This is a genomic window from Sanguibacter massiliensis (assembly GCF_900240335.1).
Lineage (GTDB): Bacteria > Actinomycetota > Actinomycetes > Actinomycetales > Cellulomonadaceae > Flavimobilis > Flavimobilis massiliensis.
The window spans coordinates 2216320-2241463 of record NZ_LT964979.1 but is presented as its reverse complement, the minus strand read 5'-3'; the positions used below and the strand labels follow the sequence as shown (position 1 = coordinate 2241463).

At 73.6% G+C, this 25144-nt stretch carries 20 protein-coding genes; 9 read left to right on the top strand and 11 right to left on the bottom strand.

The window, feature by feature from the left end:
- Positions 1–4 precede the first annotated feature (4 nt).
- The 3 genes from C1729_RS10430 to C1729_RS10420 form a co-directional block, all read right to left on the bottom strand.
- The gene (locus tag C1729_RS10430) at positions 5–1084 is read right to left on the bottom strand and encodes an alpha-ketoacid dehydrogenase subunit beta (RefSeq protein WP_102509889.1); all 1080 of its coding nucleotides are present in this window, start codon (positions 1082–1084) and stop codon (positions 5–7) included.
- Positions 1081–2235: a pyruvate dehydrogenase (acetyl-transferring) E1 component subunit alpha gene (gene pdhA / locus C1729_RS10425; protein ID WP_102509888.1), complete on the bottom strand. Its 1155-nt coding sequence runs from the start codon at positions 2233–2235 to the stop codon at positions 1081–1083. The genes C1729_RS10430 and pdhA overlap by 4 nt, the downstream gene beginning before the upstream one ends.
- Before the next feature lie 184 nt (positions 2236–2419).
- A complete protein-coding gene (locus C1729_RS10420; RefSeq protein WP_102509887.1) occupies positions 2420–2812 on the bottom strand; it encodes a phage holin family protein in 393 nt (130 codons plus the stop codon).
- Between the two features lie 39 nt (positions 2813–2851).
- Here C1729_RS10420 and hisC point away from each other — a divergent pair, with 39 nt between their 5' ends.
- Positions 2852–3931 carry a histidinol-phosphate transaminase gene (gene hisC, locus C1729_RS10415; protein ID WP_102509886.1) on the top strand — a complete coding sequence of 360 codons (1080 nt, stop codon included), beginning with the start codon at positions 2852–2854 and terminating at the stop codon, positions 3929–3931.
- A gap of 7 nt (positions 3932–3938) precedes the next feature.
- Here hisC and C1729_RS10410 read toward each other — a convergent pair whose 3' ends face one another.
- Positions 3939–5636, bottom strand: a complete 1698-nt coding sequence (locus tag C1729_RS10410) for a lipase family protein (RefSeq protein ID WP_102509885.1) — start codon at positions 5634–5636, stop codon at positions 3939–3941.
- A complete protein-coding gene (locus C1729_RS10405) occupies positions 5633–5944 on the bottom strand; it encodes a hypothetical protein (protein WP_129590728.1) in 312 nt (103 codons plus the stop codon). The genes C1729_RS10410 and C1729_RS10405 overlap by 4 nt, the downstream gene beginning before the upstream one ends.
- 144 nt (positions 5945–6088) lie before the next feature.
- Between C1729_RS10405 and purB the strand changes: the two genes are divergently transcribed.
- Positions 6089–7543: an adenylosuccinate lyase gene (gene purB / locus C1729_RS10400; protein ID WP_102509883.1), complete on the top strand. Its 1455-nt coding sequence runs from the start codon at positions 6089–6091 to the stop codon at positions 7541–7543.
- A 205-nt stretch (positions 7544–7748) separates the two neighbouring features.
- Entirely contained in the window at positions 7749–9791 is a 2043-nt protein-coding gene (locus tag C1729_RS10395; protein ID WP_102509882.1) for a hypothetical protein, read from the top strand.
- 70 nt (positions 9792–9861) lie between these two features.
- Here C1729_RS10395 and C1729_RS10390 read toward each other — a convergent pair whose 3' ends face one another.
- The 6 genes from C1729_RS10390 to C1729_RS10365 all read right to left on the bottom strand — a co-directional run bounded on the left by C1729_RS10390 (position 9862) and on the right by C1729_RS10365 (position 17797).
- Entirely contained in the window at positions 9862–10785 is a 924-nt protein-coding gene (locus C1729_RS10390) for a Ppx/GppA family phosphatase (protein ID WP_102509881.1), read from the bottom strand.
- Between the two features lie 56 nt (positions 10786–10841).
- Entirely contained in the window at positions 10842–12872 is a 2031-nt protein-coding gene (locus C1729_RS10385; RefSeq protein ID WP_102509880.1) for a carbohydrate-binding domain-containing protein, read from the bottom strand.
- A 108-nt stretch (positions 12873–12980) separates the two neighbouring features.
- Complete coding sequence (locus C1729_RS10380) at positions 12981–13772, bottom strand: VTC domain-containing protein (RefSeq protein ID WP_102509879.1); 792 nt, start codon at positions 13770–13772, stop codon at positions 12981–12983.
- Entirely contained in the window at positions 13769–14365 is a 597-nt protein-coding gene (locus C1729_RS10375) for a DUF4956 domain-containing protein (protein WP_102509878.1), read from the bottom strand. The genes C1729_RS10380 and C1729_RS10375 overlap by 4 nt, the downstream gene beginning before the upstream one ends.
- A gap of 120 nt (positions 14366–14485) precedes the next feature.
- Positions 14486–16435 carry an LGFP repeat-containing protein gene (locus C1729_RS10370; protein WP_102509877.1) on the bottom strand — a complete coding sequence of 650 codons (1950 nt, stop codon included), beginning with the start codon at positions 16433–16435 and terminating at the stop codon, positions 14486–14488.
- A gap of 141 nt (positions 16436–16576) precedes the next feature.
- A complete protein-coding gene (locus C1729_RS10365) occupies positions 16577–17797 on the bottom strand; it encodes a glutamyl-tRNA reductase (RefSeq protein ID WP_165375483.1) in 1221 nt (406 codons plus the stop codon).
- A gap of 50 nt (positions 17798–17847) precedes the next feature.
- Here C1729_RS10365 and hemE point away from each other — a divergent pair, with 50 nt between their 5' ends.
- From hemE to C1729_RS10335, 6 genes are all read left to right on the top strand, one after another.
- The gene (hemE, locus tag C1729_RS10360; RefSeq protein ID WP_102509875.1) at positions 17848–18963 is read left to right on the top strand and encodes a uroporphyrinogen decarboxylase; all 1116 of its coding nucleotides are present in this window, start codon (positions 17848–17850) and stop codon (positions 18961–18963) included.
- Entirely contained in the window at positions 18960–20456 is a 1497-nt protein-coding gene (locus tag C1729_RS10355; protein WP_102509874.1) for a protoporphyrinogen/coproporphyrinogen oxidase, read from the top strand. The genes hemE and C1729_RS10355 overlap by 4 nt, the downstream gene beginning before the upstream one ends.
- 127 nt (positions 20457–20583) lie before the next feature.
- Positions 20584–21369, top strand: a complete 786-nt coding sequence (hemQ, locus tag C1729_RS10350) for a hydrogen peroxide-dependent heme synthase (protein ID WP_102509873.1) — start codon at positions 20584–20586, stop codon at positions 21367–21369.
- Complete coding sequence (locus tag C1729_RS10345; protein ID WP_102509872.1) at positions 21366–22667, top strand: ferrochelatase; 1302 nt, start codon at positions 21366–21368, stop codon at positions 22665–22667. The genes hemQ and C1729_RS10345 overlap by 4 nt, the downstream gene beginning before the upstream one ends.
- On the top strand, positions 22664–23647 hold the full coding sequence (gene hemC / locus C1729_RS10340; protein WP_102509871.1) for a hydroxymethylbilane synthase: 984 nt from the start codon (positions 22664–22666) through the stop codon (positions 23645–23647). Before C1729_RS10345 ends, hemC begins: the two co-directional genes overlap by 4 nt.
- A 220-nt stretch (positions 23648–23867) precedes the next feature.
- Positions 23868–25031 (top strand): uroporphyrinogen-III synthase, encoded by a 1164-nt coding sequence (locus C1729_RS10335; protein WP_165375482.1) that lies wholly within the window; start codon positions 23868–23870, stop codon positions 25029–25031.
- Positions 25032–25144 lie beyond the last annotated feature (113 nt).

Genomic DNA, 25144 nt, shown 5'->3' with positions numbered 1-25144 from the left:
CGTCTCAGAAGGCCAGCGAGCGGTCGACTGCGTCGAGGACGCGGTCAAGCCCGGGCAGGTAGTCGTGCTCGATCTTCGCGACCGGGTACGGGGTGTGGAACCCGCCGACGCGCAGCACCGGCGCCTCGAGCGAGAAGAAGCACTCCTCCGTCACACGTGCCGCGACCTCCGCGCCCGCACCGTGGAAGACAGGGGCCTCATGGACGACGACGCAGCGGCCCGTCCGGCGCACCGACTCCACGACCGTCGGGAAGTCGATCGGCGAGATCGTCCGCAGGTCAACGACCTCGAGGCTGCGACCCTCCTCCGCGGCGGCCGCGGCCGCCGCGAGCGCGACGTGCACCGACGGCCCGTACGCGACGAGCGTGAGGTCCGTGCCCGGGCGCACGACGACCGCGCGGTCGAGCGTCTCGTGCCCGATCGCGTCGTACGCCGTCGGCGCACCGGCCGCCGGGAGCGTGAGAGGCGCGACCTCGACGGGGCCCTTGTCCCAGTAGCGGCCCTTCGGCTCGAGGAAGAGGACCGGGTCCGGCGACGCGATCGCCTCGCGCAGCATGCGGTAGGCGTCCGCCGGGTTCGACGGCGAGACGACACGCAGACCCGCCGTGTGCGCGAAGAGCGCCTCGGGGCTCTCCGAGTGGTGCTCGACCGCGCCGATGCCACCGCCGTACGGCACCCGGATGACGATCGGCAGGCTCACACGCCCCGACGTGCGGTAGCGCATCTTCGCGAGCTGCGTCGTGATCTGGTCGAACGCCGGGAAGATGAAACCGTCGAACTGGATCTCGAGGACCGAGCGGTAGCCGCGCATCGCGAGCCCAATCGCCGTGCCGACGATCCCCGACTCCGCGAGCGGCGTGTCGACGACCCTGTCCTCGCCAAACTCCGCCTGGAGGCCGTCCGTCACACGGAAGACGCCGCCGAGCCGGCCGACGTCCTCCCCCATGACGAGAACCTTCGGGTCCTCCGCGAGCGCCTGACGCATCGCGAGCGTGATCGCCTTGGCGAGCGGCAGCGTCGTCGTGCCCGTCGGGAACGGCGCGACCTGCGCCTCGATCGCGGGCTGCGTCGACGTCGTGGTCATCGGGCACCTCCGTCAGCGAAACCGGACTCGTACTCGGCAAAGAACGCGCGGTCGTCCTCGACCGCCGCGTGCGGGGTCGCATAGACGTGGTCGAACATGCTCGCGGGCGCGGGCGCGGGCATCGACCGCACCGTCTCGCGCACGCGTGCGCCGAGGTCGGCGGCCTCCTCGGCGACCTGCGCGGCCCACGCGTCGTCCCAGCCGTCCTCACGTCGCAGCATCGCCTCGACGCGCGCAATCGGGTCGCGCTCACGCCACCGCTGCTCGAGCTCGCGCGTGCGGTAGCGCGTCGGGTCGTCCGACGTCGTGTGCGCGCCCATGCGGAACGTGAACGCCTCGACGAGGCTCGGGCCACCGCCCGAGCGGGCCCGCTCGAGCGCCTCCTGCGTCACCGCATAGTTCGCGAGGACGTCGTTGCCGTCGACGCGCACACCCGGCACGCCGAAGCCCTCGCCGCGGCGCGCGACCGGCACCCGGAACTGACGCTCGTTGGGCTCCGAGATCGCGAACTGGTTGTTCTGGCAGAACAGCACGAGCGGCGCCTGGTTGACCGCTGCGAAGACGAGCGCCTCGTTGACGTCGCCCTGCGCCGTCGCGCCGTCGCCGAAGTACGTGACGACAGCGGTGTCGACCGTCGGGTCGCCCGTGCCGACGACGCCGTCGCGCTGGACACCCATCGCATAGCCCGTCGCGTGCAGCGTGTGCGAGCCGATGACGAGCGTGTAGTTGTGGAACCGGTGCGCCTCGCCGTCCCAGCCACCGTGGTCGACGCCACGGAACAGCCGGAGGATCTGCGCGAGGTCGACGCCGCGCGTGTGCGCCACGCCGTGCTCCCGGTACGACGGGAAGACGTAGTCCTGCGGGGCGAGCGCGCGGCCCGAGCCGACCTGCGCCGCCTCCTGGCCGAGGCACTGCGCCCACAGACCGAGCTGGCCCTGACGCTGGAGCGACGTCGCCTCGTCGTCGAAGGCCCGCACGAGCACCATGTCGCGCCACAGGTCGCGGACGTGGCCGTGGTCGAGGTGCGCGGCGCGCTCCCGGTAGGGCTCCCAGCGTGGGTCGGTCGTGCGCTCGCCCGTGGGCGTGAGCAGCTGCACCATAGGCACGGCGTCGCCGGTCGGGCCCGTGCTGTCGGTCGCGTCGTCGGTCACGAAGGTTCTCCCCGAGGACTCTCGGCGGGACGCCGACCGGGCGGCCGGCGCTGGCTACGGTTGCGTAACCTACGCCAGCGTAGGCAGACATCATCGACGAAGGGATGGGCTGCCGCGCCACGGGGACCGGTGATTCTTTGTGGGGGACCCACAAGTTCTGGGACCGAGGTCCCTGCCAGCAGTGTCAGCGGTCCTTGCGGTCGGCGCGCCCGATCGCGAGAGACCCGAAGAACGACACGACCGTGACGAGCAGGGCCGCGAGGAATGCCGTCCAGAACCCGCCGTCGATCCGGATGCCCCACGACGTCTGCTCCGTGATCCACACCGTGAGCAGGAGCATGAGGGTGTTGACGACGAACGTGAACAGACCGAGCGTGAGGATGTAGAACGGCACCGAGAGGAACGCGACGACCGGCCGCACCGCCGCGTTGACGACCCCGAAGATCGCCGCGACACCCAGCAGGACGAAGATCTTGCCCTCCGCCGAGCTCGCCCCGACGATGTTGAAGCCCGTGACGAGCAGCGACGTGATCCACAGGGCGAAGGCGTTGACGATGACACGCAGCACGAAGGTCATGCCTCGATCCTGCCAGCCACCCACCGCCGTGTCAGTGGGATGCTGTCCTGCGTGAGCGACAACCCTCAGCTGCGGCCCGCGGTCGACGCGCTGCCCGCCTACGTCCCCGGCGCCCGTGCAGGAGCGACCTCGTTCAAGCTCTCCTCGAACGAGAACCCCTATCCCGTGCACCCCGCGGTGCTCGCTGCGATCGTCGACGCCGCGCAGGACACCAACCGCTACCCCGACATGCACGCGAGCGAGCTCTGCGAGGCGATCGCCGGGATGATCGGCGTGCGCGCCGAGGAGGTCGTTGCTGGCAACGGCTCCGTCGCGGTGCTCGCGCACGTGCTCGGCGCGTTCGTCGACGCAGGCGACGAGGTCGTCCTTCCGTGGCGGTCCTTCGAGGCCTACCCCATCGCCATCCAGGTCGCCGGCGGCACGGGCGTGCGCGTCCCGCTCGCCGCAGGCGGGCGCCTCGACCTGCCCGCGATGGCCGCGGCCGTCACCGAGCGCACGAAGGTCGTCCTCGTGTGCACGCCCAACAACCCGACAGGCCCCGCCGTCCACGCCGACGAGCTCGACGCGTTCCTCGCTGCGGTGCCGCGGCACGTCGTCGTCGTGCTCGACGAGGCCTACGTCGAGTTCGTCCGCGACCCCGACGCCCCCGACGGCGTCGCAGTCTTCGGCGCCCACACCAACGTCGTCCTCCTCCGCACGCTCTCGAAGGCCTACGGGCTCGCCGGGCTGCGCGTCGGGTACGCCGTCGCACGCCCCCGTCTCGCCGCGGGCATCCGTGCGGTCGCGACGCCCTTCGGCGTCTCGCACGTTGCGCAGCGCGCCGCGATCGCCGCGATCGGCGTCCAGGACCGCCTCCTCGAGATCGTCGACGATCTCGTCGACGAACGCACCCGGCTCGTCGACCTCCTCACCGCCCAGGGCTGGGACCTGCCCGAGACGCAGGCGAACTTCGTGTGGCTGCCGCTCGGCGAGCAGACCGTCGCCCGCGCCGCCGAGGCCGCGAGCGCCGGGGTCGTCGTCCGCCCGTTCGCGGGCGAGGGCATCCGTGTGAGCGTCGGCGAGCCCGAGGCGACCGATCTCTTCTGCGAGATCGCCGCGGGGTGGCGCGAGGGCCTCTGAGCAGCCCTCACCGCGTCGTCGGCTCGGGCACGTAGACCTCGACCGGGCTTGCGAGCGCCTCCTCGAGAGGGCCCGACGGCCGCCCACCGGCGTCCCCCAGCACGTCGTCGAGCGCCGCCGTGACGGCCGAGCCCTCGAGCGCCTCCGCGGCGCGCACCCCGTTGACCGAGGAGTGCATCTTGTCGACCGGCGCGTGCGGCGTCCCAGCGGCCTCGTCCGGTCGCACTGTGACGGTCGTCCGCGTCGACGTCGCCGGGTTCTCCCGGCCGTCGAGCTCGTGGACCTCGTCGCCCTCGACCTCGATGTGCACCGCCTCGACCTCCTTCGGGAGGTCGATGCCGCCCGTCGGCGCCCCCACCGTGACGAGCCCTCCCGCACCGCGCTTCGCGGCGAGCAGGGCGCCGATCGCGCCGCCCTGGCTGTGTCCGACGAACACGACCTTCTCGCCGTCCTTCACGCCCGCGTTGCGCATCGCCCGCTCGACCGCACGGATCGCCTGCTCGTGCCGACGCAGCAGGACCCCGGTGTTGCCGGCCCACGTCCGGGCGTGGTCAGCGAGGAAGAACCCCCTCTCCGCCGGGTTCGCGCTCCCCTCGCTGCCCGGGATGTAGACGACCCACGAGCTCGAGCCGTCCGGACGGACCCGGCGCTGCACACCGACCGCGCCCTCCGCCGAGCGCGCGTTGATCGCGTCGAGGGTGCGCAGCGCCTGCGTCGTCGTGCCCGCGCGCCGCGCGCCCTCGGGCGCGGCGTGCCGGCTCATCTCGGGGGTCGGGAGATCGTCCCGGAACCGATGAGCCACCACGAACGTCGCCGGCTCCGAGAGCCCGTAGTGAGCGACCTCCGTGAGAAAGTCGGCGGTCCCGCCGCGGGTGAGCGGCTTCGGTGCCCGACCCAGTGCTGCGCCGAGCACGCTCACGACGGGGTAGAGCGGGGTGCGCAGGTCGGTGACCATGTCGAGCACCGGGGTCGCGATGTCGGTCCGTTCGGCCCCGTCATTGCGGATGTCCGTCACGAGGTCCGCCCCCCGCGCGATGTTCGTCACGCCCACGACGAGCGGGCTGAGCTTCGCGAACCGACGCCACGTCCACCTCTCCTCGCGGGGGCGTGCCTGCTCCTCCGCCCGCGCATACGTCTCCCGCGCACCGTCGAGCCCGTCCGCGAGCCTTCCCGCCTCGTCCGCGGCCCGGACCAGCCCGCGCCCGAGCTCATCGAGCGCCTCCAGCGCCTCGTCCGCACGGGCCGACAGGCCTGACTGCGCCGTGAGGACCTCGAACGTCGCCCCCGACGCGGCGGCGCTCGCCATCGCCGTCACGAGCGCGCTCCCGAGACGCTCGTCGAGAGCGCGGACGTCCGTCACCGCGATGCCGCGCTGCGCCCCGGCGCCGTCGAGCCGGTCGGTGAGCCGTCGCAGCGTCGTACCGAGGGTCTCGAGCTCGTCGAGGTCGACGTGGAGGCCCGTGGCGCCGCCGGAGACCACGATGCCCTGCGGGAGTTCCGGAAGTCGTGCGATCTTCGTGTCATAGGACGGGAGGCAGACCGGCGGCGAGCCGTCGGCCGGTTCCCGCACCGACGTTCGGGGACCCTGCGCGAGCTTGCGCGCCGGCATGAGCCCGTCCGTCAACGCCTGCGGGACGAGCGGGACCGTGCCCGTCGTCAATGACGGCGCTGGGAACGGCGCCGGCGGGGTGAGACCGCCGTTCACGCCTGCGCCCCGGCCGCGCTCACTGCCTGCTCCGCCCTCACGGCCGCGCTCCCAAGCCTGGGCAGCGCGCGTTCGGCCTCGGCGACGAGGCCGGACGCGACCTCGAGGTCGTCGGCCAGGAGCCCGACGAGCTCGAGGAAGCGCAGCGCTGCTCCCGAACGCCAGGTCGTCGTCCGCACTTGCACGAGGGTCGCGCGGGCGTCGGTGAGCACCCCGGACACGTGGGCAAGTCGTGCGGCGACCCACGCGAGCTCGTCGCCGTGGGGCGCGGGGATGGGAGGCGGTGCAGGAGGCGCGGTATCTGTCATGGCGGTGACCGTAGGCGCAGTGGGACGGCTCCGCGAGGGCTCCCCGGAGATCCGTGGACGGGGTCCTCGGAAGCCTCACCTGTGGTCAGGTCGCAGGTCGGACGACCCCGCCCGGATGTCCGTCCCCCGTGGGAGGATGCCGCCATGCCTTCGACGACGCCCACGCCCGTGACCGACCGCGTCATCCTCGCCGACGCGAACCCGCCGATCGCCCTGGGTGCGCTCGACGGCCGCTACCGCCGCGCGGTCGCGCCGCTCGTCGACCACCTCTCCGAGGCCGCGCTCAACCGCGAACGCCTCCACGTCGAGGTCGAGTGGCTCATCCACCTCACCGACCACCAGGTCGTCCCGGGCGCAGCACGCCTCTCGGAGAACGAGAAGGGCTACCTCCGTGCGATCGTCTCCGACTTCGGCGCCGCCGGCGTCGCCGAGCTCGCCGAGATCGAGCGGCAGACCGTCCACGATGTCAAGGCCGTCGAGTACTTCATCAAGCGCCGCATCGCCGCCGCCCCCGGCTTCCTCGGCGACGAGACGGTCCTGCCGTCCGTGAGCGAGCTCGTCCACTTCGCGTGCACGAGCGAGGACATCAACAACCTCTCCTACGCGCTCATGGTCCAGGGAGCCGTCCGCCAGGTGTGGCTGCCGGCCGCCGAGGCGCTCGTCGCGCAGATCGCGGACATGGCCCGCGAGCACGCCGACGTCCCCATGCTCTCGCGCACGCACGGGCAGCCCGCGCCCCCGCCGCCCGTCGGCAAGGAGCTCGCCGCCCCCGCGCCCCGCCTGCGCCGGCAGCCCCGCCGCGTCGCGGCCGCCGAGTACCTCGGCAAGCTCAACGGCGCGACCGGCACCTACGGCGCGCACCTCGCGGCCGTGCCGGGCGCCGACTGGCCGGCCGTCTCGCAGAGCTTCGTCCAGCACCTCGGCCTCACGTGGAACCCGCTCACCACGCAGATCGAGTCTCACGACTGGCAGGCCGAGCTCTACGCGGACGTCGCGCGCTTCAACCGCATCCTCCACAACCTCGCGACCGACGTGTGGACGTACATCTCGCTCGGATTCTTCACGCAGATCCCCGTGCCCGGCGCAACCGGCTCGTCGACCATGCCCCACAAGGTCAACCCCATCCGCTTCGAGAACGCCGAGGCCAACCTCGAGATCTCCAACGCGCTCCTCGACACGCTCGGCGCAACCCTGGTGACGAGCCGCATGCAGCGCGACCTCACGGACTCCTCGACGCAGCGCAACATCGGCACGGCCTTCGGCCACTCGCTCCTCGCGATCGACAACGTCGCGCGCGGGCTCACCGCGCTCGCCGTCTCGGAGCCGACGCTCCTCGACGACCTCGACCACAACTGGGAGGTCCTCGGCGAGGCCATCCAGTCGGCCATGCGCGCCGCCGGCGTCGCCGGCGTCGCCGGTATGGAGAACCCGTACGAGCGGCTCAAGGAGCTCACGCGCGGCCACCGCGTCACGGGTCCAGAGATGCGTGAGTTCGTCGGCACCCTCGGCCTGCCGGCCGACGTCACCGAGCGCCTCCAGGCCATGACACCGGCCACCTACACGGGCATTGCGGGCGCGCTCGTCGAGCGCTACCTCTGACCTCCGAGCGGACGCCTCACGACCGACGGGTGGCGCGGCTTCCGCGTCGAGTCCCGCGGTCCCTGCCTGCGAGCGCGGTCCGCACCGGCACGGGCCGGTATCGCTCAAGTCGCGAGGAACGGACAAGTCCACTATCTTCGGCACGGGCCGCCGGGAACCGATCGCGCGAACGACGCGACATCGTGCTGCCCGACCAGGGGAGAACATGTCACGCACGACCAGGATCCCGAGCCTCCTCCGGCTCGCTGTCGCGGCGACGCTCGCCGCGATGCTCGTCGCCATCGGCACGACGCCCGCCCAGGCCGCGACGTACGACACCGCGACCGTCACGGTGCAGACGACGAACGTCCCGGCGGGCGAGGTCGTCACCCTCCACACCTACAGCAGGAGCTCGACCGGCGCCTCGTACGTCGAGGGAGTCGTCGACGCGACCGGCAAGGCGGTCTTCAACAACGTCCCCACCGGGAGGCCCCTCTCGCTCGGGCTGGCGAGCAGGATCGGGTCGCAGGTGCACCGTCAGATGCTGGGCGGAGACCCCGACGACGGAGACCGGTTCGAGATCTCCGGCGACTCGGCGGAGCACACCGTGCGCTTCGACGCCCAGCCCTCGGCCTGGATCGTCGGCTCCGTGAGCGGGTCTGCCGAGGCCCTCGCCAACGGCCGCGTCTGGGTCAACATCTGGTCCGACATCACCAACGGATGGACGTTCCAGAGCACGGCCAAAATCGCGGCCGACGGCACCTACCGGGTCCCCGTCCGTCCCGGGAGCACCGTCCTCGTCGGCGCCGAGTCCAAGCTCGTCGTCGACGGCGTGGACGTCCCCTTCGTCACGGCGTACCCGTTCGGGCGCACGGACCTCCCGTCGAAGGACGACACATCGTTCATGCGCGTCGCCCCGGCGGCAGGCGAGACCGTCACGGCGCACCCCCTGGCGCTCACGACGTTGACCGCTCGGCTCGACCTCACGCTCGCGAACCTCGACCCGGCCGTCAACGCATCCGTGACGCTCACGTCGCTCCGCACAGGAAGCAGCACGATCTCCACCGTCCCCGGGAGCTCTTCCAGGACGTCCTTCACGCGGCTCGTACCCGGGCCCTACCTCGTGAGGGTCGCGCTCCCGAACGCCACCTACGGCGCCGCCGCGGTGATGGACCTCACCGGGACGCACGCATCGACCCTCACGATCGCCGAGCCCCGCGGGGTGCTCGTCCTCTCGAACCGCCTCGACGGCAACGCGCAGGTCGGCGCACTGCAGACCCTCAGAAGCTCGGTGCGGCCCTCCGCCACCGACGCCACCGTGACGACGACGTGGACCGGCAACGGCGAGGTCCTCGCGACGGGACAGCAGTACCGGCTCACGGCACGCGACCTCCACACGTACGTGCGAGCCGTGACCCTCGCGACGGCGCCCGGGTACATCCCCGCGATTGCGGTCTCCGCCGTCGGTTACGGCAAGGTCGGCGACGCACCTCGCGCGACCGCCGCCCCCCGCGTCACCGGGACCGTCGCAGCCGGGCGGACGGTCAACGTCACGAGCGGCTCGTGGGACGCCGACGGCACGACGACCACGGTGCAGTGGACGCGCGACGGAGCACCGATCATCGGTGCCACCGGCACGAGCTATGCCGTCTCAGGATCGGACGTCGGCCGCCAGATCGACGCCGTCATCACCGCCACCGCGCCGGGACACTCGTCCGGTGCCCTCATCGTCACCGGCGCACGAGCGGCGCGTGGTGCAGCTGCTCCCTACGCTGCACGGACGACCGGCACCGCGAAGGTCGGCCGGACGCTCACGGCGGCCGCTGCCCCCTCCGGATGGAAGGCCTCGTACCGCTGGTACCGCTCCGGCAAGGTCATCAAGGGTGCGACGAAGCGCACGTACAGGCCCACCTCTGCTGACGTCGGCAAGACCCTCAAGGTGCGCGTCACGCTCACACGCCCCGGGTTCACGACGACGACGAAGACCTCGCCCGCGACGAAGAAGATCGTCCGCGCGACCGCGGCCCTCACCGCGAAGGCAGGCAAGGGCAAGGCCACGCTGAGGGTGAAGGTCACCGGGGTCACCAGGCCGACCGGCACCCTCACGGTCCGCCACGGCTCGACGACCACGCGAGTGGTCCTCAAGGCGAAGCACCGCGGCTCCGTGACGATCAAGCTCCCCCGCGGCACGCGCACCGTGAAGATCTCCTACAGCGGTTCCGCGGGCATCGCGAAGGCATCGAAGACCGTGAAGCTCAAGGTCCGCTGACCGCGGACCCGGACGACGGCGGGGCTCCCGCACCACACGGTGCGGGAGCCCCGCCGTCGTCCGTACCCCGTCAGAGCGTGTCCGTGCGCCGCAGGATCGCGCCCTCGCGCATCGCCCACGGGCAGATCTCGACCTCGGCGACCTTGAGCGCGCGCATCGCCTCCTCGGCGACGATCGCGCCGCCGACAATCTGGTACGTCCGCTCCGGCGTGATCCCGGGAAGCTCGGTGCGGCCCTGCGCCGTGAGCCGCGCGAGGCGCGGCACCCAGTCGGCGAGCATCGAACGGCGCAGCCGCCAGCGGTCGTCGGGCCCGACAGCCTCGACCTGCATGCCCGCGAGCCGCGCGAGCGAGCGGAACGTCTTCGACGTCGCGACGACGTGGTCGGGCCGAGGCCGCTCGTCGAGCTCGCCGAGCGCGTCCGCGAGGACCGCCCGCGCGTGGTGACGCAGCGCCTCGACCTGCTCGGGCGTCGAGACGTCCGTGTCGAGGAACTGGATCGTCGAGCGTCCCGCGCCGAGGGGCAGCGAGAACGCGACGTCCGGCACCTCGCCGACACCGTAGGCAACCTCGAGCGACCCCCCGCCGATGTCGAGCAGGAGGATGCGTCCCGCACCCCAGCCGTGCCAGCGCCGCGCTGCGAAGAACGTCAGCGCGGCCTCCTCCTCGCCCGAGAGGATGGCGATCTGCTCGCCGAGGATCTCCTCGATGCGCGCGATGACGTCCGCGCCGTTCGGTGCCTCGCGGATCGCCGACGTCACGAGGACGAGCAGCTCGGCGATGCCGTGCTCGCGCGCGAGCTCGCGGCCGTCGCGGACGCCCGCGAGGATGAGGTCGATCCCCTCGGCGCCGATCGAGCCGTCGGGCTCGAGGAAGCGCATGAGCCGCACGATCGAGCGACGGTTCGCGACGGGCACGTGCGGGCGGCTACGCTCCGCGTCGACGACGAGCATGTGCACCGTGTTGGACCCGACGTCCAGGACTCCCAGCCTCATGGTGAGACGCTACAGGTGAGCGGGCCCCGGCCCGCAGGTGCCGCGTCCCGCGCGGCTCACCGACCGCCGCGCCCTCCGGCGGGGGTCTCGCCCGCGACGACGGTCGCGACCTCGGCGTCGTCCGCCGTGAGCGTGTAGCTCGCCGCGTCGGTGAGGTCCGCCGACGAGACGAGGACCTGCGTCGCCGGCCCCGACGCCGTGAGCGTGAGGATCGTGGCGCCCGACGCGTCGACGAGCGTGAGGCGCGTGCCCGCGGCGAGGGTCGTCGTGAGGTTCGACTGGAGCCACGCCTGCGTCGACGCGTCCGGGTCCGGCGACTCGTTCATGCCGATCGCGCCCGTCGCAAGAACGGTGCCGCCCGTGAGCGCGAACGTCCCGTTGACGTCGAACGCGCTCTCGGGGTCGCGGGAGCCGCCGACGACGACGGTGCCGCCGCTCACGGTGAGCGAGCCGTTCGAGTCGAGGCCGTCGCCGCCCGCGCTCACCGTGACGGTCCCGCCCGCGACGACGAGGCTCTGCCCGCCGTCGGCCTCCGATCCCCCACCTCCGCCGGGGCCGCCGCCCTGGCCGCCGCGCCCCGGGTCGCTCGCGGTGTCGTGACCCCCGTCGGCGGGCCGCTCGGGTCGGGTGCCGCCGTCGCCAGGGCCACCCGTCGGCATGTCCGCCGGCATGTCCGTGGGCAGGTCCGTGGGTCGTGCGCCGTCCGGGCCGGCCGTCGGCGCCCCGTCGGCCTCCGCACCGGCGTCCCCCGACGTCGTCGACGTCGTCGACGTGCCCGGCACGTCGCCCGACGCGTTGAACCCGTCGTCCGACGCCGTGACGTCGACCGTCCCGCCCTCGACCCGGATCGCGAAGCTCTCGACGCCCTCCTCGGACCGCGTCACCGTGACGTCGCCCGCGGCGATCGTCAACGCCGTGTCCGCGTGCAGCCCGTCGTCACCCGCCGCGAGCGTGAGGGACCCGCCCTCGACGCGCAGCGCGCCGTCGCTCGTGAGCGCGTCCTCGGCCGCGTCGACCTCGAGCGCGCCGCCCGCCACGACGAGGTGGACGCCCGCCGTGACCCCGTGCGCCTTCGCGGTCTCCCCGTCCGAGGACGCCGAGGCCGAGGCCGACGCGCCGTCCGCCCCGCCGCCCGCCGACACCGTGAGCGTCCCGCCCGTGACGACGACGTCCGTCGTCGCCTGCACGCCGTCGTCGCCCGCGGTAATGACGACGTCGCCACCCGTGAGCGTCACGGTGCCCGACGTCATGTCCTCGTCCTCGTCACTCGTCAGACCGTCCCCGCCCGCGTCGATCGTCACCGACCCGCCACGGATCTCGAGCGCGTCCTTGCCGCGCAGGCCGTCGTCGACCGCGGTCACCGTGAGCGTGCCGTCGAGCACCGCGAGGTCGTCCGTCGCGACGATCCCGTCGTTGACGTGCGCCGTCACGGCAAGCGTCCCCGAGCCCGACACCGTGAGGTCGGCGTCCGACCACACGGCCTCGTCCGTCGCGTCGCCGTCGGTGCGCGTGGTCGCGTCCTCGAGGGTGCTCGTCGAGCCCTCGGCCAAGTGGAGGACGACGTCGTCCGCGCTCGTCACGGCGATCGCGGCCGACGTCGGCGACGTAATCGTCACGCCGTCGAGCACGAGGACGACGCGTGCGTCGTCGGGCGCCGCGACGACGACCGACCCGGCCAGCTCGCCCGAGAGCCGGTAGACCCCCGCCGCCGAGATCGTCACGACTCCGCCCGACGACGTCACGCCCGTGCCCGTCGTCGTCGCGGCGTCGCCCGCGAGCGCGACGTCGACGACGTCGTCGGACGCCCACTCGTCGGGCGTCGTCACCGACGCGTTCGCGTTCTCTGCGAGCACGGTCGCGGCGTCGACCGACGCGTCCGCGACGACCGCCTCGGCCTCGGCGGCGCTCAGGGTCGCCGGGTCCGCGGGGTCGGTCGCGGTCGCGTCGTCGGTGCAGCCGGCAAGCAGCGCCGCGCCGCCGAGGCCGAGGAGCGTCGCGGCAGTGAGCCGCCGCCGCGCACCAGCGCGAGCGGACCGGTCCGGGCGCGCGGAACGGGTCGTGGGACCGAGGGAGGACAGACGAGTCATGGGAGGGCACCTTCCAGGCGGGGGGAGCCGGGCCGGCAGGCCACGGCAGGAACAAGGGCGCGACTGGGGTCGCAGGAGCGGCTCGGGGCCGCAGGAGCGTCGTGCGGCTCAGGCCGCGTACAGCGGGAGCCGGCGGAGCGTCGAGCACCACCGGTGCGCAGGGAGCGACGGGTCGAGCACGACGAGGCCCGCCCCGAACTTCGACAACCGCGAGGGCCGCACGCCCGCGCGCCACAGCGCCCGGTCGAGCACCGTCGCCCCGCCGGGCGACTTCGTCTCGACGACGGCGACGCCCTCGACACCGCACGCCGCCGTGCTCCCGGGCGTGCGCCACACGAGGTCGAGGTCGACGGTCGCGCGGGCACCATCCGGGAGGGCGAGCGTCGTCCGCGTGTACGTCGTCCGCAGCACCGGCGCGAGCGTCACCGGCTCCAGGGCGCCGTCGGACGGCACCCGCGCGCGCAGGACGCCCGCGACATAGTCACGATCGTCCGCGCCGAGAGCGTCGTCCGCCCCCGCACGGGGCTGCCGGTCCTTGACCGTGAGCCCGCGCGGACCGCGCGTCTTCACCTCCGTGAACGCGACGCCCGAGTCGAGGTACGTGCGCGAACGCACCTTGACCCGGCGGCGGCGCGCGTGCGCGGACATGCGGAAGCACGCGAGGTCCGGCGTGTCGAAGTACACGGAGCCGTACGCCGACGCCCGACGCCCACCGACGTCGAGGACCCGCACGCCCGCAAGCCGTCCGACAACCTCGGCGACGACAGGGAGGGGCACGACGTACTTGCGGTCGATGCGCGCGAGCAGCCCCGCCGTCTCGACGAGCTCGTCGAGCCCCACCGGCGCGAGGCCCTCGACCGCACCGGCCCAGACCGGGGCGTCGAGCAGCGCCGCGCTCATGCCGTCACCGCGACGGGCAGCGCCGCGTCACCCGCGACGGCACGCCCGCCGCGCGGCTCACGGAACCGGACCGTCACAGTCGTCGAGTCGTTGACGAGGTCGAGCCGCACAACGTCGAGCGTGTGCGGGCGCACCCCGAGCAGACGCTCGACCGCGTCCGCGAGCGCCACGTCGTCCGTGTACGCGGCGTCGAGGACGACGAGCCGTTCCCGGTCACGCCCGAGGAAGCCCGGCGCGTCGACGATCGCGAGAACTGCGACGAGGCCGACGAGCAACGCCGCCGTCACGGCGACGCTCGTCGCCCCGAGGCCCGAGACGAGCCCGAGCGCGAGCGCCACGAAGTAGTACGCGACCTCTCGCTGGCTCAGCTCGGTCGACCGCAGTCGGATGATCGAGAGGACACCGAAGAGCCCGAGGCCCAGCCCCGCACCGACCGTCGTGCCCGAGAGGACGACGGCGACCGCCATGACCCCGACGTTGACGCCGAAGAACGCGACGGCGAGGTCCTTGCGCCGGTGCCGCGGGTGGTACACCGCGAGGACGAGGACGCTGATCGCGACAAGATCGGCGAGGACAAGAGGAAGGTGCTGCACGGCGGGCTCCGGGGATCGCTCGGGTGTGTGTTCACCCTGAGTTCACCGCGGTGCGCTGACGCGAACCTCGACGCTCGCTGGACGTCGCCTGCGAATGAGAGCGTGCTCAGCCGTCCGTCGTCAGCGACGCGTGAGCACGACCTTCGACCGCCCCGAACCCTTCTTGACGATCTTGCCCTTCGCGAACGACTGCGTGCACACCTTCTTCTTACCCGTGCCCGAGCACGTGCGGTCCGACGTCGGCAGGCCGAGCTTCTTCTCGTTCTTGAGGAACAGCGTGCGGTTGATGCCCGTCACCGCGACCGTGCGCTTGCCCGTGCGCGACACGAGCGTCGCCGAGGAGAACTCCTGCCGGCACGTGTTGACGCCCTTGCGCTTCGAGCAGCTCGTCGGCGCCTTCGCGTACCCGACCGAGCGGCCCGCCTTCGCCCGCGCGAGCCACTCCGCACCGATGCGGCCGTTGACGTGCTGGACGCCGTACCGCGTGTGCGACGTGATCGCGCCCTTCGCGAAGCGCTGGCCGCACGCCGTCGCACCGCCCTTGACCTTCGAGCAGTAGCGCGACGTCGTCGGCCAGCCGAGCGACCCGTTCCGCCCGCCCGTGCGCACCCAGCGGGACGAGAAGTCGCCCGTGACGGTCCGCGTGCCGTACGTCGGGTGCGTCGTCGCGTACCCGCCCTGGAACTTCTGCGTGCACGACTTCCCGGAGCGCGTGCACCGCTGCTCGGCACGCGGCAGGCCCAGCGCACCGTTGCGTCCGCCAGCCTTCACCCACGCGGTCGAGAGGCGTCCGAGCACCGCGCGCGTCCCGGTCTTCGGCGAGGTCGCCGCGTACCCGCCCGTGAACTTCTGCGTGCACACACCGCCCGCGCCGCACCGCTGCGCAGCCTTGGGCCAGCCGAGCGCGCCCTTCTCCGAGCCGGCTGTCGTCCAGCGCGTGCGGAGCGCCGAGCCCGGCATCGTGAAGCCCGACGACCCCGCCGACGCGACCGTGCCGCCCGCGAACGTCTGCACGCAGTAGCGGGGCGAGCCCGTCGAGCAGCGGACCGCCGACTGCTGCCGTCCGAAGCTGCCGTCGACGCCGCCCGCCCGCAGCCACGCCGCCTGGACCGGACCGGTGACGCTCACCGTCGTCGAGCCGAACCACTGCGTGAAGAGGCGCCAGAAGTTGCGGTTGCCGTACGACGAGCACTCGTCACCGGTGCCGGAGAGGTTCGCCATCGCGGCCGCGTTCGGGGTGTAGGGCGTGTAGTAGTAGAGACCTGCGGTGGCCTTGTTGGCGATCGTCACCGTCCGCGTGCCGCAACTGCGGTTCGGGTGGTAGAGGATCTCATGTGTCTCGCCCGCGGGTCGCCAGTTGTAGATACCGGTCTCCTTGACGTACCGCTGGTACTGCCGCCCTGCGCCGTACACCTGGTTGAAGAACCCTGCGTTCTCCGGGTTGCACCCGCCGTTGTCGGGGCATGCGAAGCCGGTCGCGGCGTCGTACTGACGCTGCGTGGGCGCCTTCGCGGTGACGAGTCCCTGTTCCTTCTGGAGCAGCACGAGGAGCGACTTCGCGCTCACCCCGCACGCGGCGGCGACCTTGGAGATGACGGTCGACGCGCGCTCGTTCTTCGCACCCTTGTACGCGCGGCAGTAGTCGTTGGCCTTGACCGACGCGGTCGTGAGGCGGAAGTCCTTGAGGCACGTCGGCCCTGTCGTCGCGGCGCAGTCCGGGACCTTGCCCTCGAGGAACGTCTGGACCTGCGCCGCGCTGAGGTCGGCGCCGGCGAAGAAGACCTCGTCGGTGATGATGCTGCCCGCGTCGAAGCGGCCGAGCGCGGTGTCGAACGTCTGCCCGTCGCCGTCGTTCGCCGCGACCACGGGCGCAGCGGCCACGGGCGCAGCGGCCACAGGCGCAGCGGCCACAGGCGCAGCGGCGGCGGGCGCCGCCTCGACGACCGCCACGCCGACCCCCACGACGAGCGCCGCAGCGCTCACGAGCGCGGCAGCGCGCCCGCCCCGGTGTCGGGCAGGGCGGCCGGCCCTCACAGTCGTGCGTTGCGCGTCAGTCCACATCGTCGTCATCCGTCCCAGCGTCGTCGTCCGTGCTCACGCCCGACGGCGACGAGCGTCGCCGTCTCCCCCGAGCGCCCCCCGCACGGTCGGACCGTGCACGGGCCCGACCACCGTACGTCGGGACCGGCCGTCGGGGCGAGACCCTGTGCGTCAGTGCGTGAGACGGTGCGCGGCCGCCGCCTTCGCCGCGAGGAGCGCGGCGTGCCGGCGCGCGTACGCGTCGCGACGCGCCGCGCGGGCGTCGACGCCCGCGGTCGCAGCTTCGCGCTCGGCCGCCGCGGTGAGGGCGAGCGCCTCGTCCTTGACGGCGGCGTCGACGCGGCGGCGCAGCTCGCGGCCCGAGAGCCCGGCGACACCTTCCTCGACGAGGGACTCCGCGTGCGCGACCGGTCGCGGCCCCGCCGCGGGGGCGTGCGCACCGATCGTCGCGAGGTCGAGAAGGAGGACACCCTCGACGTCACCGACCGCGGCCTCGACGTCGCGCCGCAGAGCGAGGTCAAGGATGACGAGGGGACGCACCGTCGGGTCGGGCTCGCGCGCCCGGCGCCCGGCGCGGGCGGTCGCACGCTCGCGTGCCGACGCGCCGCCCGCCGCGTCGAGGACGTGCCCGACACGACCCGAGCAGGAGACGACGAGGTCGGCGGCGGCGACCGCGTCGACGAGGCCGTCGCCCACGACCGCGAGGCCGCCGCGCGCGTGCGCGAAGCCCTCGGCGCGTCCCGAGCGGGAGTGGACGCGGACGTCGACGACGCCGCGGCTGCGGAGCGCCGCGAAGGCCGCCCCCGCGTACGAGCCCGTGCCGACGAGCACGGCCCGCACCTGCCGCCACGGCGGCAGGTTCTCCCCCGCGAGGTCGAGACCGACGCCGACGACGGAGCGGCCGACGGCGCCGAGGCCCGTCGCGGCCTCGACGCGACGCGACGTGCGCGATGCCTCCTCGAAGAGGAGGTCGAGCGCTGGTGTCGACGTGCCGAGCTCACGCGCGCGGACCGCGGCCCGACGCACCTGGCCGGCGATCTCGCGCTCACCGACGACCATCGACTCGAGGCCCGAGGCGACGCGCAGGAGGTGCCGGGCCGCGTCGACGCCCGTCCGACGCGTGAGCGAGGCCGTGACCTCGTCGCGCGGCAGACCGGTGGCTGCACCGACGACGGTGGCGACGCGCGCGGTCGCCTCGGCCGCGTCGTCGGCCTCGACGTAGACCTCGACGCGGTTGCACGTCGCGAGGACGACCGCGCCGGCCGGAGGGACGACGATCCCCGGGGCGGGCGCGACGACGTCGCGCGCGAGCCCCGGACCCACCGACCCGAGCATCTCGAGCAGGTCGAGGTCGAGGTCGTGGTGCGACGCGGAGAAGGACAAGATGTTCACGGTGAGAATGATTGAACCACTGCGACGAATTCACGGCACAATCAGTTCTTGTGAATCTCACGACGCATCCCCTTGCTGACAATGTGACATCTTCGTCGCGCGCTGTGCGCGCATTTCGTGGCGAACGGCCGGACGTCGCACCCGTCTGGTTCATGCGCCAGGCCGGACGCTCCCTGCCCGAGTACCGGCGCGTCCGCGAGGGCGTCGGGATGATCGAGTCGTGCCTGCGGCCCGAGCTCGCCGCGGAGATCACGCTCCAGCCCGTGCGACGCCACCACGTCGACGCCGCCGTGTTCTTCTCCGACATCGTCGTGCCGCTGCGGCTCGCGGGCGTCGACGTCGACATCGCCCCCGGCATCGGGCCGGTCCTCGGCGCGCCCGTGCGGACGGCCGACGACGTCGCGCGGCTCGAGGAGCTGAGCCTCGACGAGACGGCCCTCGCCCCGATCGCCGAGGCCGTCGCCCTCACCGTCGCAGGGCTCGCCGCGGAGCCCGGCGCGTCCGGCCTCGGCGACACGCCTCTCGTCGGCTTCGGCGGCGCGCCCTTCACCCTCGCGGCGTACCTCGTCGAGGGCCGTCCGTCACGCGACCACCTCGCGGCACGCGGCCTCATGCACGCCGACCCCGAGCTCTGGGCGCGCCTCCTCACGTGGTGCGCCCGCGTGACGTCGGACTTCCTCGTCACGCAGGTGCGGGCCGGCGCGAGCGTCGTCCAGCTCTTCGACTCGTGGGCAGGCTCGCTGTCCCTCGCGTCCTACACGGAGTCCGTCGCGCCGTTCTCCGCGCTCGCGCTCGACGCCGTGCGCGCCCTCGACGTCGGCGGGCAGCGCGTGCCCGTCGTCCACTTCGGCACCGGCACTGGGCACCTGCTCGCCGCGATGCGCGACGTCGGCGCGGACGTCGTCGGCGTCGACCACCGCACGCCGCTCGACGAGGCCTCCGCGCTGCTCGGGCACGCGACGCCCCTGCAGGGGAACGTCGACCCTTCTTACCTCTTCACGCCCCGTGCGACGCTCGACGCACACGTCCACGACGTCCTGCGCCGCGGCCTCGCCGCGCCCGCGCACGTCGTCAACCTCGGCCACGGCGTCCCGCCGGACGCCGACCCCGATGTCCTCACGGGCATCGTCCGCACCGTCCACGACTGGCAGCCGGAGAACTCATGAGCCGCACGATCGTCGTCGGCGGAGGCGTCGCCGGGCTCACCGCCGCGCGCGAGCTCGCCCGCGCCGGGCGTTCCGTCGTGCTTCTCGAGGCGTCCGCGCACGTCGGCGGCAGCGTGGGCCCCCTCGTCGTCGAGCGTGGCGGGCTCGACGGCGCCGAGCCACAGTGCCCCGACGACTCCCCGTTCGACCGCGTGACGCTCGACGCGGGCGCCGAGTCCTTCGCGACCCGTTCGACCGCGGTCGCGGACCTGCTCGACGAGCTCGGCCTCGCGGGCGAGATCGTCACGCCCGCCGACGCTCCCGCGTGGGTGCGGACGCCCGACGCGCTCATGCCGCTGCCGCGCTCGGGGGTGCTCGGCATCCCGGGTGACCTCGACGTCGTGCGGCGCGCACTCGGGACACGTGCCTGGCTGCGGGCGCGCCTCGACGGCGCGCTGCCCGCGTCCGTCGGGACACGGCCCCCTGCGGGTGCGGACGGCGTGAGCGTCGGGCACCTCGTCCGGGCACGCCTCGGCGACGACGTGCTGCGCGCGTTCGTCGCGCCCGTCGCCGGTGGCGTCCACTCCGCGAGCGCGGACCTCCTCGACGTCGACGCCGTTGCGCCCGGCCTGCGCGAGGACGTCGCCCGGCACGGCTCGCTCGTCGCCGCAGCCGCGGCGCTGCGGGCCGCCGCACCCGCCGGGTCGGCCGTCGCGGGGCTCCGCGGCGGCATGCACACGCTCGGCGCCGCGCTCCTCGCGGACCTCGCGGCGCGCGGCGGCGACGTCCGACGCTCGACGCACGTCGAACGTCTCGAGCGGACCGGCGACGGCTGGCGCATCCACGCGCTCGGGCCCGCGCGTCCCGGGACTTTCGAGGACGCCGTCGGGGCGCGGGCGTCGGCCACTCTCGACGCCGAGGACGTCGTCGTCGCGACGACCGCGGCCGAGGCCGCGCGCCTCCTCGCCCCGCACGTGCCCGGCTCCGTTCTGCCCGAGCTGCCAAGCGGGCACGTGAGCCTCGTCACCCTCGTCCTCGCCGACCCGCGGCTCGACGCCGCGCCGCGCGGCACGGGCGTGCTCGTCGCGCAGGGTGTCAACGCGGCGCACGGCGTGCGCGCCAAGGCGCTCACGCACTCGAGCGCCAAATGGGCGTGGGTGCGCGACGCGCTGCCCGACGGCCACCACGCCGTGCGGCTCTCCTACGGGCGGCTCGGCGGCGACCCCGACCCCGGCGACGCGTCGGCGACGTCCCTCGAACGCACGGCCCTCCACGACGCGGGGCAGTTGCTCGGCGTGCCGCTCACGCCCGCGCACGTCGTCGGCGCGAAGGTCGTGCGCTTCGGTGCGGGGCTGCCGTTCGCGGCGCTCGGGCACGCGGACCGCGTCGCCCGGCTGCGGGCCGTGCTCGACGACGTCGGCGGGCTGCACGTCACCGGGGCATGGGTCGCGGGGACGGGGCTCGCCTCCGTCGTCGCCGATGCCCGACGTGCAGGACCAGCCGTACATTCCTGAGACGTCGTGCGGAAATGCGCATCGCTTTTTGTGGACGCGTGTCACGACGTCATTCCGGATCCTCATCACGGCGAGATATTGCGCGCTGCATTTTCCTCACGGCCCCCGAGGGGCAACAATCGACCCCATGAGCCACGACGCGTACGGCACCCCCACGTCCGAGCACGACGGGCCCGAGCCCGTCGCCTACACCCTCTGGGCCGTCCTGCGGCGCGACCCCGCCGCCGAACCGCTCCTCACCCGGCTCCTCGGCGACGCGATCGACGCCTCCGCGACGTCCGTCACGCAGGAGACCGTCGTCGAGCTGCTCGAGGCCGCAGCCTCCGATCTCACCGACCTCGTCGAGGACCTGCCCGAGGGCGTCGGCCTCCGCGGCCTCTACGACGCGTCCGGGCTGCGCGCCGACGCCGACGTCATCGTCTGGCTCACCGGGCCCACCGCCGACGGCCTTCAGGCCGCGCTGCGCGCCCTGCGCACGTCCGTCCTCCTCGGCGACCTGCTGCCCGTGTGGAACGTCCTGGGCGTCCACCGTCCCGCCGAGTTCACCGCCCGCCACCTGCCCGCGTTCATGACCGGCAAGGAACCCAAGGACTGGCTCACCGTCTACCCGTTCGTGCGGTCCTACGAGTGGTACCTGCTCCCCGAGGCCGAGCGGCGCGCCATGCTCGCCGACCACGGTCTCAAGGGCCGCGAGTTCCCCCAGGTGCTGTCCAACACGGTCTCCGCGTTCTCCCTCGGCGACTACGAGTGGCTGCTCGGCCTCGAGGCCGACGAGCTCACCGACCTCGTCGACCTCATGCGTCACCTGCGCTACACCGAGGCCCGCCGCCACGTGCGCGACGAGCTGCCGTTCTACACCGGCCGCCGCGTGAGCGTCGAGCGTCTCGCCGCGATCCTCCTGGACGTCGCATGAGCACCGACGACCTGTTCCGGGACGGCCTGCCCGTGCTTCCCCTCGCGGACGCGCACGATGACACTCATGACGACGCGCACGGCTGCGCGTGCGGCACCGACGGCTGCGAGGACGTCGAGATCGACCTCGACGACTACCTCGCCGAGATCGCCGGCCAGCTGCCGCCCGTCGTCCCCTCCGAGCCCGTCGCTTACGACGCCGTGCTCCTCGTCGGCTTCGGCGGCCCCGAGGGCCAGGACGACGTCCTGCCCTACCTCCGCAACGTCACACGCGGCCGCGGCATCCCCGACGAGCGCCTCGAGGAGGTCGCCGTCCACTACCGCGCCCACGGCGGCGTCTCCCCCATCAACGACCAGAACCGGGAGCTGCGCGCCGCGCTCGAGACCGAGCTTGCGCGCCGCGGGCTTGATCTCCCGGTGCTGTGGGGCAACCGCAACTGGGACCCCTACCTCGCCGACACGCTGCGTTCCGCCGCAGACGCGGGGCACCGGCGCCTTCTCGCGATCGTCACCGCCGCGTACTCGTCGTACTCCGGCTGCCGCCAGTACCGCGAGGACCTCGCCGGGGCACTCGAGGCCACCGGCCTCACGGGCACCCTCCACATCGACAAGGTCCGGCAGTTCTTCGACAACCCCGGCTTCGTCGCGCCGTTCGTCGAGGGCGTGCGCGCGGCGCTCGACCGCCTCCGCACCCACGGCGACGTCCGCGTGCTCTTCGCCACCCACTCGATCCCCACCGCCGCGGCCGAGGTCACCGGACCCCAGACCGGCCCCGACGGACCCGTCGGCTGGGCCGACGGCGGCGCCTACGAGGCCCAGCACTACGCCGTCGCGAACGCCGTCATGGCCGCCGTCGACGACTCCGTGCCGTGGGAGCTCGTCTACCAGTCACGCTCGGGCGACCCCCGCACCCCCTGGCTCGAGCCCGACATCAACGACCGCCTCGCCGAGCTCGCCGCCGACCCCGACGAGCGGCCGGACGCCGTCGTCATCGTGCCGCTCGGCTTCGTCTCCGACCACATGGAGGTCCTCTGGGACCTCGACACCGAAGCCCTCGACACGTGCGCCGAGCTCGGCCTCCCGGCCGAGCGCGTGCCCACGCCCGGCGTGCATCCCGCGTTCGTCGCCGGGCTCGTCGACCTCGTCGCCGAGCGCACCGCCGCCCCCACCCGCGTGCCCACGCAGGCGACGTGCGGCGCCGCCGGCGTCCTCGGCCCCTGGTACGACAGGTGCCGGCCGGACTGCTGCCCCGACCCGCGCGGACGGGTGCTGCCCACCGTCGCCGAGGACGTCGGATGAGCAGCGTCATCCGCGTCGGAACTCGCGCCTCCGAGCTTGCCCGCACCCAGACCGGGCACGTCACCGACGCGCTCGGCGCGGCCGCAGACGCGGCCGGAACACCCGTGGAGCTCGAGACCGTCCACGTGACGACCGAGGGCGACACGACGCGCGCGTCGCTCTCGCAGCTCGGCGGGACGGGCGTGTTCGTCGCGGCCCTGCGCGACGCTCTGCTCGACGGCCGGATCGACGTCGCCGTGCACTCGCTCAAGGACCTGCCGACCGCGCCCGCGCCCGGGCTCACGATCGCCGCGATGCCGCCACGCGAGTCGCCGTTCGACGCGCTCGTCGCCCGCGACGGGCTCACCCTCGCCGGGCTGCCGCGCGGGGCCCGCGTCGGGACAGGCTCGCCGCGCAGGCGCGCCCAGCTGCTCGCCGCGCGGCCCGACCTCGACGTCGTCGACATTCGCGGGAACGTCGGCACGCGCGTCGCGCGCGCCCTCGGACCGGACGCCGACCTCGACGCCGTCGTCCTCGCAGCCGCAGGGCTCGCACGCATCGGACGGAGCGCGCTCGTCACCGAGGTGCTCGACCCGTCCGTCATGCTGCCCGCACCCGGGCAGGGCGTGCTCGGCGTCGAGACGCGGACCGGCACCGCCGTGCCGGGGCTCGACGCGCTCGACCACGCGCCGTCGCGGCTCGCCGCGACCGCCGAACGCGCGCTCCTCGCACGGCTCGAAGCCGGGTGCGCGGCGCCCGTCGGGGCGCTCGCGTCCGTCTCCGTGTCCGACACACGGATGCGGATCGACCTCGAGGTCGTCGTCGCAGCGCTCGACGGGACGCGCGTGCTGCGGCACGGGGCGTCGTCGAGCGGGCCCACCATCGTCGCGGGCTCGGCGTACGACGTGGCCGACGCCGTCGAGAGTGCCGCGTCGCTCGGCATCAACCTCGCCGAGATCGTCCTCGAGATGGGCGCCGCCGACATCGCCCCCCTCCGATGACCACCCACCCCCNCTCGGTGGACGGCGAGGCGGCGGGGGGGTGGGCGGGTGAGGGCAGGGAGTGCGGCGCGACGGCGGACAAGGGCGACGGCGCGGTAGAGGCTTATGGCGGGGGCGTCCGCGGCGACAGGGCGGGAGAGACGGAGTACTGCCGCGACGGCGGCAGGCGCGAGCACGTGCGGCGGGGGCTCGACGGGGCGGGGGCAGGGGTCACGCGCGGGTGCTCGTGCCGCGGGGTGGGCGGCCCGGGCGGGAGCTCGCAGCGGCACTCGCCGACGCGGGGTTCGAGCCGGTCGTCGTCCCACTCATCACGTTCGGACCGCCTGTGGACGCCGCACCGCTGCACGAGGGTGTGGGCAGGCTCGCAGCCGGCGAGTACGACTGGCTCGTCCTCACGTCCGAGCGCACGATCGACGCACTCGCCGAGGCGTCGGGCGGCCACGGCACGTCCACGGGCACCGTCAACGCGCTCGCCGAGGCGTCGGGCGGCCACGGCACGTCCGCAGCGGACCGCCCGTCCGGCGTGGACGTACCGGGCCCGCCGACGATCATCGTGCCGGCGACGACGCGGATCGCGGCCGTCGGGCCGTCGACCGCGCGCCGTGCCCGGCGGGCGGGTCTCGACGTCGACGTCGTCCCGGAGTGGGACCGGACCGCGACGGGCCTCCTCGCGGCGCTCGTCGGGTCTCGACCTGACGACCCCCACCTTCCCCGACAGATTGACGGGTTCCCCCCGTCGGACGGGGGGAACCCGTCAATCCGTCAGGAGGTGCGGAACGCTCCGCTCGATAGCGGATCCGGACACGAGTCCCGTCCCGATCCCCTATCGAACGATGCGCTGTCGACCGGGCAGCACGTCGATAGCCGATCCGTGCACGGGTCGCGCACCGATCGGCTATCGGACCACTCAGCGCCCGGGGGCGGGGCGCTCGATAGCGGATCGGTGCAAAACACTGGTCCGGATCAGCTATCGAGCGTGGCCGTGCGGGCGTTCGCGCCGCGGTCCGCAATCGCACGGCCCGAGCTCGTCGACGGGCTCCGCGACGCCGGGTGGATCGTCGATGCGCCCGACGCATACGTCACCGAGCTGGCGACGTCCCTGCCCGACGAAGCGCTCGACGTCGACGTCGTCGTCCTCACGTCGTCGAGCACCGCGGAGACCTGGGCGACGCTCGCGGGCACTGCGTCGGCCGACGAGACCCTGACGCTCGACGGCGTCGCCACCGGGACCCTCCCGCGGCCGTGGCGGATCGTGAGCATCGGCCCCCGCACGACGGCGACCGCGCGCACGTTCGGGCTACGTGTCGAGGCGGAGGCGACGACGCCCGACGTCCCCGCGCTCGTCGCAGCGGTCAGCCGGATCACCCCACCCCCCGACTCGTAGGCCTCCAGCACCATCGAACGGTGCTCCAGACCTACCAGTCGCAAGAAGCAACCGACTCGTAGACCCTCAGCACCATCGAACGGTGCTCAGCACCTACGAGTCGCACGTACGTG

Bases quoted from the DNA above. Each gene is read 5' to 3' on its own strand.
- hisC (WP_102509886.1), top strand. From the start codon at position 2,852: ATGCTGTCCTGCGTGAGCGACAACCCTCAGCTGCGGCCCGCGGTCGAC.
- hemQ (WP_102509873.1), top strand. From the start codon at position 20,584: ATGAGCCACGACGCGTACGGCACCCCCACGTCCGAGCACGACGGGCCC.
- purB (WP_102509883.1), top strand. From the start codon at position 6,089: ATGCCTTCGACGACGCCCACGCCCGTGACCGACCGCGTCATCCTCGCC.
- C1729_RS10370 (WP_102509877.1), bottom strand. From the start codon at position 16,435: ATGACGACGATGTGGACTGACGCGCAACGCACGACTGTGAGGGCCGGC.
- C1729_RS10430 (WP_102509889.1), bottom strand. From the start codon at position 1,084: ATGACCACGACGTCGACGCAGCCCGCGATCGAGGCGCAGGTCGCGCCG.
- C1729_RS10385 (WP_102509880.1), bottom strand. From the start codon at position 12,872: ATGACTCGTCTGTCCTCCCTCGGTCCCACGACCCGTTCCGCGCGCCCG.
- C1729_RS10395 (WP_102509882.1), top strand. From the start codon at position 7,749: ATGTCACGCACGACCAGGATCCCGAGCCTCCTCCGGCTCGCTGTCGCG.
- C1729_RS10345 (WP_102509872.1), top strand. From the start codon at position 21,366: ATGAGCACCGACGACCTGTTCCGGGACGGCCTGCCCGTGCTTCCCCTC.
- C1729_RS10405 (WP_129590728.1), bottom strand. From the start codon at position 5,944: ATGACAGATACCGCGCCTCCTGCACCGCCTCCCATCCCCGCGCCCCAC.
- C1729_RS10420 (WP_102509887.1), bottom strand. From the start codon at position 2,812: ATGACCTTCGTGCTGCGTGTCATCGTCAACGCCTTCGCCCTGTGGATC.
- hemC (WP_102509871.1), top strand. From the start codon at position 22,664: ATGAGCAGCGTCATCCGCGTCGGAACTCGCGCCTCCGAGCTTGCCCGC.
- C1729_RS10380 (WP_102509879.1), bottom strand. From the start codon at position 13,772: ATGAGCGCGGCGCTGCTCGACGCCCCGGTCTGGGCCGGTGCGGTCGAG.
- C1729_RS10390 (WP_102509881.1), bottom strand. From the start codon at position 10,785: ATGAGGCTGGGAGTCCTGGACGTCGGGTCCAACACGGTGCACATGCTC.
- C1729_RS10355 (WP_102509874.1), top strand. From the start codon at position 18,960: ATGAGCCGCACGATCGTCGTCGGCGGAGGCGTCGCCGGGCTCACCGCC.